This is a genomic window from Roseivirga sp. BDSF3-8 (assembly GCF_041449215.1).
Lineage (GTDB): Bacteria > Bacteroidota > Bacteroidia > Cytophagales > Cyclobacteriaceae > JBGNFV01.
This window is the reverse complement of record NZ_JBGNFV010000001.1, coordinates 4,827,701-4,840,211: the sequence shown is the minus strand read 5'-3', so window position 1 is coordinate 4,840,211 and position 12,511 is coordinate 4,827,701. Positions and strand designations below refer to the sequence as shown.

General features: G+C 49.1%; 13 protein-coding genes. 8 read left to right on the top strand and 5 right to left on the bottom strand.

Annotated features, from left to right (window positions below; translation table 11 throughout):
* Positions 1–56 precede the first annotated feature (56 nt).
* Genes AB9P05_RS20025 through AB9P05_RS20015 form a run of 3 tightly spaced genes read right to left on the bottom strand, consistent with a single transcriptional unit; the run spans position 57 to position 2,292 of the window.
* Entirely contained in the window at positions 57–815 is a 759-nt protein-coding gene (locus AB9P05_RS20025; protein WP_371910617.1) for a DUF1080 domain-containing protein, read from the bottom strand.
* On the bottom strand, positions 815–1,228 hold the full coding sequence (locus tag AB9P05_RS20020; protein WP_371910616.1) for a c-type cytochrome: 414 nt from the start codon (positions 1,226–1,228) through the stop codon (positions 815–817). The genes AB9P05_RS20025 and AB9P05_RS20020 overlap by 1 nt, the downstream gene beginning before the upstream one ends.
* A 5-nt stretch (positions 1,229–1,233) precedes the next feature.
* Entirely contained in the window at positions 1,234–2,292 is a 1,059-nt protein-coding gene (locus AB9P05_RS20015) for a sugar phosphate isomerase/epimerase family protein (RefSeq protein ID WP_371910615.1), read from the bottom strand.
* A gap of 190 nt (positions 2,293–2,482) precedes the next feature.
* Here AB9P05_RS20015 and AB9P05_RS20010 point away from each other — a divergent pair, with 190 nt between their 5' ends.
* Positions 2,483–2,740, top strand: coding sequence for a hypothetical protein (locus AB9P05_RS20010; protein WP_371910614.1), 258 nt, complete (start codon positions 2,483–2,485; stop codon positions 2,738–2,740).
* 167 nt (positions 2,741–2,907) lie between these two features.
* Here the strand turns inward: AB9P05_RS20010 and AB9P05_RS20005 are convergent, their stop codons facing one another.
* Complete coding sequence (locus AB9P05_RS20005) at positions 2,908–4,098, bottom strand: esterase (RefSeq protein WP_371910613.1); 1,191 nt, start codon at positions 4,096–4,098, stop codon at positions 2,908–2,910.
* A gap of 308 nt (positions 4,099–4,406) precedes the next feature.
* On the opposite strand from AB9P05_RS20005, the gene AB9P05_RS20000 reads away from it, so the two are divergent.
* The 3 genes from AB9P05_RS20000 (at position 4,407) to AB9P05_RS19990 (ending at position 6,548) form a co-directional block, all read left to right on the top strand.
* Positions 4,407–5,090 carry a hypothetical protein gene (locus AB9P05_RS20000; protein ID WP_371910612.1) on the top strand — a complete coding sequence of 228 codons (684 nt, stop codon included), beginning with the start codon at positions 4,407–4,409 and terminating at the stop codon, positions 5,088–5,090.
* A gap of 21 nt (positions 5,091–5,111) precedes the next feature.
* On the top strand, positions 5,112–6,035 hold the full coding sequence (locus AB9P05_RS19995) for a hypothetical protein (RefSeq protein ID WP_371910611.1): 924 nt from the start codon (positions 5,112–5,114) through the stop codon (positions 6,033–6,035).
* A gap of 318 nt (positions 6,036–6,353) precedes the next feature.
* The gene (locus AB9P05_RS19990; protein WP_371910610.1) at positions 6,354–6,548 is read left to right on the top strand and encodes a hypothetical protein; all 195 of its coding nucleotides are present in this window, start codon (positions 6,354–6,356) and stop codon (positions 6,546–6,548) included.
* Between the two features lie 213 nt (positions 6,549–6,761).
* Here AB9P05_RS19990 and AB9P05_RS19985 read toward each other — a convergent pair whose 3' ends face one another.
* A complete protein-coding gene (locus AB9P05_RS19985) occupies positions 6,762–7,922 on the bottom strand; it encodes a Gfo/Idh/MocA family protein (RefSeq protein WP_371910609.1) in 1,161 nt (386 codons plus the stop codon).
* A 79-nt stretch (positions 7,923–8,001) separates the two neighbouring features.
* On the opposite strand from AB9P05_RS19985, the gene AB9P05_RS19980 reads away from it, so the two are divergent.
* The 4 genes from AB9P05_RS19980 to AB9P05_RS19965 are packed head-to-tail and all read left to right on the top strand — an operon-like array spanning position 8,002 to position 12,503.
* Positions 8,002–9,291 (top strand): sugar MFS transporter, encoded by a 1,290-nt coding sequence (locus AB9P05_RS19980; protein WP_371910608.1) that lies wholly within the window; start codon positions 8,002–8,004, stop codon positions 9,289–9,291.
* Positions 9,288–10,178: a hydroxypyruvate isomerase family protein gene (locus tag AB9P05_RS19975; protein WP_371910607.1), complete on the top strand. Its 891-nt coding sequence runs from the start codon at positions 9,288–9,290 to the stop codon at positions 10,176–10,178. The genes AB9P05_RS19980 and AB9P05_RS19975 overlap by 4 nt, the downstream gene beginning before the upstream one ends.
* A gap of 31 nt (positions 10,179–10,209) precedes the next feature.
* Positions 10,210–11,889, top strand: a complete 1,680-nt coding sequence (locus AB9P05_RS19970; RefSeq protein ID WP_371910606.1) for a GMC oxidoreductase — start codon at positions 10,210–10,212, stop codon at positions 11,887–11,889.
* Complete coding sequence (locus tag AB9P05_RS19965) at positions 11,886–12,503, top strand: gluconate 2-dehydrogenase subunit 3 family protein (RefSeq protein ID WP_371910605.1); 618 nt, start codon at positions 11,886–11,888, stop codon at positions 12,501–12,503. Before AB9P05_RS19970 ends, AB9P05_RS19965 begins: the two co-directional genes overlap by 4 nt.
* Positions 12,504–12,511: the final 8 nt, after the last annotated feature.

The window sequence follows — 12,511 nt, the reverse complement described above, 5'->3', positions numbered from 1 at the left end:
TTATATTATATAGTATGGAATATAAAAAAAGCGGCCATAAAGCCGCTTTTTTGTTTCTATAATCTCTTGATCCGGATGTTGCGGAACCAAACATTGTCATCATGATCCTGCAGCACAATATGGCCCTTTTTGTAGGTGCCAAAACCATCCCACTCGGCAAACTTGCTACCGGCGATCAGGTCGCGCCAGTTATCATCCCACATGGTGGTCTGTACGGTCGTGGTACCATTAAGCTTAAGCTCCAGGTTACCATCCTGCGCTATGATGTCCACCTTATTCCATTCACCCGGCCCCTTAGCGGCTTTTTCCTGTGACCTGATCAGGTCGTAAAGGTCGCCTGCCTGGTGCTTGTCGATCTGCCCGTCGGGGTGCCCCTCATCGTGCAGCACCTGCATTTCCGGGCCGCTTTCGTAGGGATACTGGTACTTGCTGGTATCCTCATTTACATAGAACATGATCCCGCTATTGCCGTTTTCGGAGATCTTCCATTCAAGTTCCAGGTGAAAGTCCTCAAACTCCTCATCCGTTACAATGTCACCGCCGCCGCCATTAGCATAGGCGGCATCGGCAGTGTCCAGGTGCAGGGTACCGTCTACTGCTTTCCAGGCATCGCCCACGGGCTCGCCGCCATAGCGGTGCCAGCCCTGCAGGCTTTCGCCATCGAACAAGGTGATCCATTCGCTCTCCGGCTGGCTGCTTTGGGTGGTATCTTCTGTCATAGCCGTTTGGTTGTCCTGGTTGCTGTTTTTGTTCTCTCCCTCACAGGCTACCAGCATGCAGGAAGCCACGGCAAAGGATAAATAGATGTTCTTCATTATTCCTGATCGTTTAAGGATAAAATAAAACGGACCATATCTTCCGCTTCTTCCTGTGAGACCTGCGGATTAGGTGTCATAGGCACTTCACCCCAGTTTCCCTTTCCGCCATTTATTACTTTGCCTGCCAGGTAGCTAAGGGTAGTGTCTGCCTCCTCATCATAACGGCGGGCCACATCTACATAGGCGGGACCAACCAGCTTCTCATTAATGGCATGGCATGTAGGGCAGGTAGACATTTCCATAAGCTTCTTTCCCCGGGTCTGCACCTCGGTAAGTTGAGGTGAAGGTTCTTCACTGAGAGTGGGTTTTTCAGTTGTGCCTCCTCCGGTTTCCTGCTCTTTGGCATTCTCAGTTCCGTCGCACGCTGCCGTCAGGCATACCAGGGCAACGGCAAAAAGTAGGTTACGCATGTATATCAGTTTATTCCAAGTATTCTTTTGTTCTTTTCGGCATCACTGCCGGCATCAGCAAAGTCATCAAAGGCTTTGCCCGTAGTGTGTATGATATGGTCGCTGATGAAGTTTGCTCCTTCCTCAGCGCCCTGCTCGGCACTTTTGAGGGCGCACTCCCATTCCATCACGGCCCAGCCGTCGAAGCCGTATTCCGTAAGTTTACTGAAAACTCCGGTAAAGTCCACCTGTCCATCGCCCAATGAGCGGAAGCGGCCGGCGCGTTTTACCCAGCCTTGGAAGCCTCCGTACACGCCTTGTCTGCCACTGGGATTAAACTCAGCATCCTTCACATGGAACATACGGATACGCTCATGGTAAATGTCGATAAACTCCAGGTAATCCATACACTGTAGCAGGAAGTGACTGGGGTCGTATAGAATATTGGCGCGGCTGTGGCCGCCCACCTCTTCCAGAAAGCGTTCGAAGGTGACGCCATCGTGCAGGTCTTCTCCCGGGTGAAGTTCGAAGCACACGTCTACCCCTTCTTCTTCAAAGGCATTGAGGATAGGCTTCCAGCGTTTACCGAGTTCGGCAAAGCCCTGGTCTACGAGCCCGGCAGGGCGCTGAGGCCACGGGTAAAGCATGGGCCACAAGAGGGCTCCACTAAAAGCGGCACACGCGTTGAGCCCTAGCCGGCGACTGGCTTTGGCGGCGAACTTCATCTGCCGGGTGGCCCACTCGGATTTGGCCTGCACATTGCCCCGGGCTTCTGCAGGACCGAAATTATCAAAGAGCAGATCGTATGCAGGATGCACGGCGACGAGTTGCCCTTGTATATGAGCGGAAAGCTCGGTGATCTCAAGGCCGGCTTCGTTGACTATACCTTTCAGCTCATCGGCATAGTCCTGGCTGTTGGCGGCCTTTTCCAGGTCCATCAGGCCGGTAACATTGCTGGGTATCTGAACGCCCTTGTACCCCAGGCCAGCGGCCCATTTGCACATATTGGACAGGTTGTTGAAAGGTTCCTGCTGATCGTCAAAAAACTGGGCCAAAAAGATGCCCGGCCCCTTTATGGTCTTCATACTCGTGTGTTCGGTTGACTATTATAAAAAATGGTGGCTAGTGCCCGAGGGGTAAGATAGAAATTTTGGGGGAAAATAGGGAAATAGAGAGTTATTGCTTTGGAAGAGAAGATATTTTGACCTTTTTGATTAGAATTGGCATCTAATAAGCCATCAATTACATTATTTATCCGGGCATCAGTAAAATGAAATGGATCTTTTAGCAAAAATAGAGCAGATAGACACGCTTAAAGCTGAACTTGACTCACTTGGCACCCTTGACCGGGATGCGAGGGAAAGACTTGCGCAAAAGATCCGCATGGAGTGGAACTATCATAGTAATGTGATAGAAGGTAATACGCTTACCTATGGCGAAACGCGATCTCTCCTGATAGGGGGTGTGACGGCTAATGGTAAGCCACTGAAAGACCATCTGGATATGATCAGTATATATCTTCCTCAGAAATAATTGATATATCTACAAAATGTACTTCAGATTTACTTTTCGAAGTAGAGAAATTAGTTAGCAGACTTGAAAAATAGATTGACTGTTTCCTATTTCAAGTTTAACATGGTCTAACTTGGAAACTGCACAAGCAAAGAAAGTTTGCAACTTTCGATCTGTTGTTGCTTAAACTACTTAAAAAGTCTCTGAGTAAAATCAACCAGATACCTGCGCCAGTTTACCCAGGTATGGCCACCCTCCGTTCTCTTTGCTTCATAAGACCTGCCCATACCCATATCATCCATCTTAGCCGTATAGTCCTCCACCCCCTTCAGCAGCACATCGAAGTCTTTTTCGCCAATAGCGATCCAGTATAGCTCATAGCCGTCCTGCATCTGTTGCCTGAGTTTCTGGTCAGCATTTTGGTAGGCCAAGGCATCCGGAAACTGCGAAAGGTCTACATGGAGGGCGGGGGAGAAGAGCCCGATGTAATCGAAGGTATTGGGGTAGTGCCGCGATATATTGGCGGCATGAAATCCACCCATAGACAGGCCTGCAATGGCACGGCTGCTCTTTTCATCCTTTACCCGGTAGTGGCTTTCCACGTAGGCCATTACGTCCGTGAAAGACTCTTCAAACAGGCCGTCCATTGTATTCGGATGGTCGAAAGTAGGTTGTACCATTCCTTCGCTGCCCATGCCGGCTGCTGCCTCCTGGGCTACGTTTCCGTTCGTCATGACCACTATCATGGGCTCTGCCTTCCCTTGCGCTATCAGGTTATCCATGATCTGGGCTGTCCGGCCCAGTCCCAGCCAGGCCTCTTCATCGCCACCCATACCGTGCAGCAGGTAAAAGACCGGGTAGTCTTTGTCATCACTTTCGTAGCCGGGTGGGGTATATACTGCCATGCGCCGGTCCTTTTCCACTATTGGCGAAGGGTACCATACGTAACTCACCGCGCCATGAGGCACCTGATGTACCTTATAAAGTTCCGTGTAGTCATCACCCTCGATAATAAAGTAGTTGAATATATTGGCTACGTCCCGTATGGTGTGCGCATGGCTCGGGTCTATGGTCTTCACGCCGTCTACCATCAGATTATAGGAGTAAAGCTCTGATTCCAGCGCATCAGTCGTATAGCTCCACAGGCCCTTGCCATCCTTCTGCATAATGGCCATAGGGCGGGCCCCATCCTGAGAGTTAAGGAAGTCGCCGGTCACCTGCACCGCCTCTGCCTCTGGTGAATACAGTCTGAAGGTAACCGATCCGTCCTGATGTATTTCAGGAGATACGACCTCCGATCTGTCAAAGATCGATTCCTGGGCGAAAGCTGATGTGACCAACAAAGCCAGCACGACAGTTATAAAAAATTGCTTTATCATACTCTAAAAACGGTTTTCTGACAGGTAGTAATTCTTCTACCGGTTAAAAGGTAATAAATTTAGCGGTAATCCTATTCTATCATGATGTTCCACGAAGGCAAGGTAGCACTGTAGCAGTTTACTATTTAGAAGCTTTCAACCAATCATTCTATCTCTGGAAACAACCCTTGTTAATTAATTTAATTAAACCTAAATCAAACCACACTGATGTATATAATCATTTATAACTTAACCCTTTGTTGTCAAACAGAATAAATATATTTTGTATTAATATACTATTTTTTAATAACCGTAAAGAAAGACTATTTATGAAATCAATTAATTACTTAGGCCTGGTAATGGCTTTTCTCACGATAGCATTATTCTCTTGTGGTGAGGAAGAAATTCAACCCACTTCCAAAAGTAAATTTGATACAGAACACCAATCAGATGTACCGGCCGAATGCAGTATCAGTGGAAGCAACGATGCCGAGAGAAATAGCACTGGCAATTATACTATGACCACAGAATTGATCTACCCGTTTTATAATTGGTCAATTGTTAGCGGTGATATTTCAATCGTGTCAGGGAGCAGCTCATCTACTGTCAGTCTAAGTTTTGGACCAAATTTTAGTGGAGGGATAATTGAGTGTGAAGCGATTGGTGAATTAAATTCTTGTGCAGAAAGGTTTGTGATAGATGAGATGGTTACCTGTACACCGCCGAGTATTAGCATATATCAAGTAAAAGAATTCTGTCCAGGCGAAAACTTCAATTTTTGGGGAATCACAAGTGATAATTCAGAGGATGGTTATTATGATTGGACAGTGAGTTCAGGAGCTGCAATACTGAGTGGGCAGGGTACAAAATACTTACGAGTCGAATCTTATCCGGAATCCGGAAGGTTTTCGGTTTCATTAGTACATACTTCTACTACTTGTCCCAATTACCCGACCAGTACTATGAAATATGCTGATTTTAGAGCCGACTGTGAAGGTGGACCATTTTATTAAAATATAACTTCGGAATATATTATGAAATCAATCAATTACATAAGCCTGATCACGGCTTTTCTCACGATAACATTATTTTCTTGTGAGAAAGAAAACTTAACGCCTCCGGAAAAAACCTCTAGCCAGATAGATAATGTGGAAACAGTAATTACATACTGTAATATTTCAGGGTCTTCACCTGTAGCACCTGGCGCTACAAAATCGTACACTTATGATTCCAACATAAATCTAAATGATGTAACCTGGTCAATTCAAAGCGGTGATATTTCAATTGTCAGCGGACAAGGCACCTCTAATGTTACATTAAGCTTCGGACCTTATTTTAACGGAGGAAGCATTCGTGCGATAGGTTCTGATAATCAAGGAACTGTCTGCAGTGAAATCTACAATATTTCACCAATTCAAGTATGTAGTATTCAAGGAAGCTCTTCTGTATATCCTGGTACAAGCGGAACGTATACATATTCTACTAACGTCACATCTGATCTTAGGTACTGGAGTGTAAAAAGCGGAAATATATCGATAACTAGTGGTCAGATGTCCCAATCCGTAACATTAAAATTCGGATCTAATTTTAACGGAGGAACTATAGAGGCTTTTATGTCAAGCGAAATAGAAGGCACTCAATGTACGGCAACCCTATATATCTCGAAAAACTGTGCAGTTCCTTTTACCATAGGGCTTACACAAGAGAATGATTATTGCTTCGGCGATTACGTTAGTTTTGCGGCAACTACAGATGACACAAATTCCGGAAGCTACCAGTGGACGGTAAGTCCCTATACGACAATTATCTCTGGGCAGGGCACCTCATACCTGACAGTTGAGCCTCCAATTAATGGAGATGTTACCGTTTCAGTTGAATACACTTCAAGCTGTAAAGGTACAATGCTTAATAAGTCAATAAATACGCAATATGCTAACGGGTGTCCTCCGCCTAGCTAATAAGTTATTTCAAGAAATAAAAGGAAGCCAAATGGCTTCCTTTCTTAATTTACATCTCGTCAGAGGGTAATACTACCAACTTTTCACACTTTCATTCGGCTATCCTGCCAGACGAGGCAAGACGTGATAAATCGCGTCTCTACGGATGATACTCACTTTCAATACCTATTTGCTTTTCAGGTAAAAAAGTCTATTTTAATTGTGTTTGATAAACATTAAAGAGAAGGCAGGATTTCCCTGGGTTTTCCATAATCACTTTACCATAACCGGCTATTAAACTGTGAAAAGAAAAGTTCATCTACTAACTAATATATCATTATGAAAAAAGATAAAATGAAGCTAAAAGATCTGACGCTGGATTCTTTCACAACGAGCCTCAAAGGCATACGTGGAGGAAACCTGACCTTCTGTTCGGGTTGTGGACCAACTCATGACTGTCCTACCGGGGACAGTGCAGACCAGCCGGAGTTATGCTCCGGAGGTCCGGATACGAATTGTATCATAGGACCATGATAATATAAAAGGAAGCCATTTGGCTTCCTTTTTTCATTTTACACATCTTCATCAATTATTCTGGAAGGCGTAATAAATCAGGTTTTTATAGGTGATATATCTATCATTCTTTAACCAGCTTCACGCCTATTTACGGTCATGCTGCCAGAAGAGGCAAGACGCGATAAATCGCGTCTCTACGGATGTCATTTATGCAAATCAATCATTAGGGTTTCACACCTTGAATTCCGTCCACTTTTGGCCCTGCTTGCTGTTCTCCACCGCGAGCTCGACAAAGGCCATGCCACGCAGGCCGTCTTCGGTGCCGGGATAGTCCAGCCATTCCTTTTCGGGCTCCTCGCCATTGAGACGGGCGAGGAGGGAGCGGGAAAAGTTGCGGTAGTGGTTTGCAAAAGCTTCGAGGTACCCCTCAGGGTGGCCGGCGGGGGTGCGGGCATTCGCTGAAGCGTAGGAGGACACATAGGGGGTACCTGTGCGGTAGATTTGCTTGGGCTTATCCAGCCACTTTACCTGCAGGGTATTGGGGTCTTCCTGCTGCCACTCCAGGCCTCCTTTCTCTCCGTATACGCGTACTTTAATATTATTTTCTTCACCGGCAGCTATTTGGGTAGCCATTAGTACACCACTGGCACCGTTCTCAAAGCGAAGGAGCATGGCGCCATCATCATCCAGCACGCGGTTGGGCACTTTGGTATGCAGGTCTGCACATAGATGGCTTACTTTAAGGCCACTGGCATACTCTGCGAGGTTAAAGGCATGGGTGCCTATGTCCCCCATGGCGCCGCCTTTGCCGCTTTTTGACGGGTCTGTGCGCCAGCCGGCCTGTTTATTGCCTTCCTGCTCGAGGGGGGTACTAAGCCAGCCCTGGGGGTATTCGACATACACCTTTCTAATCTTCCCAAAGTCACCGTTCAGTACCATCTGCCGGGCCTGCTTTACCATGGGGTAACCTGTATAGGTATGCGTAAGGCAGAAAAACATATTGGTTTCATCGATGATCTTCGCCAGCTCTCTGGATTCCTCCAGGGTGAGGGTCATGGGCTTATCCAGCACGACATGAAAGCCGGCTCTGAGGGCAGCCGCTGCGGGGGCAAAGTGCACATGGTTGGGCGTTACAATGCTTACGAAATCCATCCGCTCATCGGCAGGCAACTCACTTTCCCGCCTGATCATTTCTTCATAGTCCCGGTATATGCGGTTAGGGGAGAGGCTGAGTTCACGTCCCATCTCCTGTGACTTTTCAATTTTGCTGCTAAAGGTGCCGCACACCAGTTGCACCAGGCTGTCCATTTGTGCTGCGGTACGGTGAATGGCTCCGATAAAAGACCCCGGGCCACCTCCGATCATTCCCATGCGAAGTATTTGCCTTTTCATTTATTATACGAAGTAAAAATTTGTTTCTAAGAATGAATTTCAGAATATTAACAGGAAGAATAGGCAATAAATAGTAAATATGCTATCCTCCCAAAGATCCAAGTTATTTTTTGCCAGTTGCCTCGCCTTACTTGTTACCTCGCTCTCCTTCGGCATTCGTGCCGGCCTGCTTAACCAGTGGGAAGCGGAGTTTCAGCTCTCGGGCGTACAATTGGCTAATATCGCTGCCACTGCATTCTGGAGTTTTCCCCTCGCCGTTATTATCGGTGGCATGCTGGTGGATGCCATCGGCATGAAAAAGATCCTGATGCTGGCCTTCTTTTTTCACCTGGTGGGCATTGTGATGACTATTTTCAGTACAGGCTACTGGACACTCTTTATTTCCACATTACTTATAGGAATTGCCAACGGCACCGTGGAGGCGGCCTGTAACCCTCTGGTGGCTTCTCTCTATCCTGATAATAAAACTACCAAGCTCAACCACTTTCACCTGTGGTTTCCGGCGGGTATAGTTATCGGTTCTCTGGTTGTCTTTTTCTTCAACAAATTGGGCATTGGCTGGCAATGGCAAATGGCGGTCATGATACTACCTACACTAGCCTACGGGCATCTGTTCTTTTACCAGGAGCTACCCGTCACCGAGCGTGTGGCTATTGGTGTCTCATCCAGGGAGATGTACCGGTCTTTGCTTAACCCGCTATTTATCTTTATGGTAATCTGCATGTTCGGCACGGCGATTACTGAGCTGTTTGTGAACCAGTGGAGCCCTCTTTTGCTAAGTAATGTTACGGAAAACCCTATCCTGTTGCTTATGCTGACTACGGGGGTAATGGTGATCGGGCGTGGCCTGGCAGGGCCGGTAGCGAAAAAAATCTCTACTACGGGCATGCTTCTGGCGTCGGCTATCATTTCTTTTCTGGGGCTTTATCTCATCGCTAATACGACGGGAGCGGCTATTTTTGCCGGTGCGCTGGTATTCGGTATCGGCGTGTGTTACTTCTGGCCCACCATGATCGGCTTCGTAGCCGAGTACCTGCCCAGGACCGGGGCTGTAGGGATCAGCCTTATTGGTGGGGCCGGTATGTTTGCGGTATCTATCTATACGATGTTCATGGGCGGGTTTTACGACCGGCTGGTGCTTACGCGCCTACCGGCAGGCGCCAACCTGGATATCTACAAAAATGCACAGGAGGGCACTGAGATGGCCACGCAATACCTGGCCGCCCGCAGTGCTGCCGGCCCGGAAGTGCTGAATGCCACGCTCATCATACCCGGTATTCTCATTCTTGCCTTTGCGGGGCTCTTTGTCTACATGCGTACCGTATACCGCCGCAAGGATGCTTCGAAGGAAAACCCCATTCAGGTATGAAAGGGGAAAGCAGGCGCACATCATTGAAAAAACTGGCAGCAGGGGGTGCGGCGCTGGCACTTATGCCTGCCTGGGGTGTAGAAGCGCTTGCAGAAACGTCTCAGAGCTATGTCACCAGCGCTCCCACTCCCTACAGGCACTCGGTGTGCCGCTGGACCTTTGGCAGTATGTCGCTCAACAGGCTTTGCAAAGAAGTCAAAAGCATGGGTGCCCAGGCAATAGACCTGGTGGGCCCGGATGACTGGGACACGCTAAAGAAACACGGCCTGGACTCGAGCATGTGTAACGGGGCAGAACTTAACCTGACGGATGGGTGGGCGGACACGACGCACCATGCTGACCTGGTGAAAAACTACCGGGACATGATACCCCGGGTGGCAGAGGCGGGATATAGGAACCTGATATGCTTTAGTGGCAACCGGCGTAGCCTGAGCGAAGAGGAGGGCCTGCAGAATTGTGTGAGAGGCCTAGGCGAGGTGCTGCCCCTGGCGGAGCAATACGGTGTGGTACTGCACATGGAGCTGCTGAACAGTAAGGTAGACCACCCGGACTACATGGCGGATCATACGGCCTGGGGTGTAGACCTGTGCCGGCGGCTGGACAGCGAGCACTTTAAGCTGCTGTACGACATCTACCATATGCAGATAATGGAGGGGGACGTGATCCGTACCCTTCGTGATAGCCAGCTACACATAGGGCACTACCACACGGCGGGGGTGCCGGGCCGCAATGAGCCGGACGAGGGGCAGGAGCTATACTACCCTGCCATCATGAAGGCCATAGCGGATACAGGATTTAAAGGCTATGTGGCTCAGGAATTTATTCCTAAAGAAAAAAACAATCTGGTCTCGCTGAAGAAGGCTTTTGCCACCTGCGGACTGGGGTAACGGATAGTAACAGATAAGGAACACGAAATAAATGGCAGCTACGGAATATGACGCGATCGTAATAGGTTCCGGTATCAGCGGCGGGTGGGCCGCAAAGGAACTGACTGAAAAGGGTATGAAGACCCTCCTGCTTGAAAGGGGCAAAAACATCGAGCACATCAAAGATTATGAAAGTGCCCGTAAAAACCCGTGGGATATTCCCCACCGTGGCAAGGTGCCGCAGGAAATGATAAAGGAGCATCCGGTACTCAGGCGGGACTATGTGCTTAATGAGCAAAACCCTGGCTTTTGGGTACATGAAAAGGAAAGCCCTTATGTGGAGGAAAAGCCCTTTGACTGGTACCGCGGCTATCATGTAGGAGGCCGGTCGCTAATGTGGGGGCGGCAGAGCTACCGCCTGAGTCCGATGGACTTCGAGGCTAATGCTAAAGACGGCATAGCAGTGGACTGGCCTATCCGGTATGAGGATGTGGCCCCCTGGTATGATAAGGTGGAGCGCTTCTCGGGTATAAACGGCTCCAGGGAAAACCTGCCACAGTTGCCTGATGGCGAGTTTCTGCCGCCGATGGAAATGACCTGCGTGGAGAAGGACGTAGCCAAACGCATCCGTGACCACTACAATGATGCACGCCGCATGATCATAGGCCGCTCGGCTAATCTGACGGCTCCGCTGGAGGGGCGCTACCAGTGTCAGTACCGGAATAAGTGCTGGCTGGGGTGTCCTTTTGGTGCTTACTTCAGTACGCAAAGCTCGACCTTACCGGCTGCTATGAAGACGGGCAACCTTACCCTGCGCCCCTGGGCTATTGTAACACGTATCTTATATGATAAGGACACGCAAAAGGCCACCGGGGTGGAGATACTGGATGCGATAGAGGAGAAAACGTACCATTATAAAGCAAAGGTGGTTTTCGTGTGTGCTTCGGCGCTCAACTCAGCCTGGGTGCTGATGAACTCGGCTACGGACATCTGGCCTGAAGGGCTTGGCAGCAGCTCCGGCGAGCTGGGGCATAATGTGATGGACCACCACTTTCGCGTGGGTGCGGAAGGGGATGTGGAAGGCTATGAGGATAAGTACTACTACGGCCGCCGACCTAATGGCATATACATACCCCGATACCGAAACCTTAATGGCAATGACCGGCCGTACATCCGGGGCTTTGGCTACCAGGGCAGTGCGAACCGGAGCAACTGGCAGCGCGACATCGCGGAGCTGGGCATAGGGGAGGACCTTAAGAATGCGCTGACTGAACCGGGGCCGTGGAATATGGGTATCACGGCTTTTGGTGAGATTCTTCCTTACCATGAGAATAAAATATCACTCAGCAAAACCGAGACGGATAAGTGGGGCCTGCCTGTGCTGGTAATGGACTGCGACATCAAGGATAATGAGAAGAAAATGCGGGTGGATATGATGAACGATGCGGCCGAAATGCTGGAAGCCGCCGGGTTAAAGAACGTATCTACCTTTGACAGGGGCTACACCATAGGGCAGGGCATCCATGAAATGGGCACGGCTCGTATGGGCCGTGACCCTAAGACCTCGGTACTGAATGAGTATAACCAGGTATGGGAAGCAAAGAACGTATACGTGACAGACGGGGCGTGTATGACCTCGGGGGCGTGCCAGAACCCTTCGCTTACATACATGGCGCTCACGGCGAGGGCTGTGGACCATGCTTTTGAAGAACTTAAAAGAGGAAACATATGAAAAGGAGAGAAGCTATCCGGGTCATGTCCCTCTGGTCTGCCGGGGCTATCGTAGCTACGGAGCTCATCCTTACGGGCTGTGATGACGGTCCGGAAAACACGGCTGCGAACACCGAAAAAAAGGAGGACACCGGACCGAAATTTGAAGAACGTGACCTGGCGATGCTGAATGAAATAGGGGAGACGATCATCCCTAAGACGGACACACCGGGAGCAAAGGCCGTAGGCATCGGCAGCTTTATCGCTATGATGGTGCGGGACTGCTATGAACCGGATGAGCAGCAGGTGTTTATGAGTGGTCTGCAGAAGATCCGGGACGGTTTTGAAGAGCAGCATGATAAGATCTTTATGTTAGGCACTCCGGAGGAAAAGCTGGCTTTCCTTAACGGGATAAATGAGGAAATGGCGGAAGCGGCAAAAAAACGTAAGGCTATGCCTGGCAAAAATGAGGAAAAGCCTCCGATCCACTATTTTAAAATGATGAAGGAGCTGACTGTACTGGGCTACTTTTCATCTCAAGTAGGCGCTACGGAAGCCCTTCGCTACATAGAAACGCCGGGCCGCTACGATGGCTGCACGGATTATGAAAAAGGCGACCGCGCCTGGGCCGTATAACTCACTGA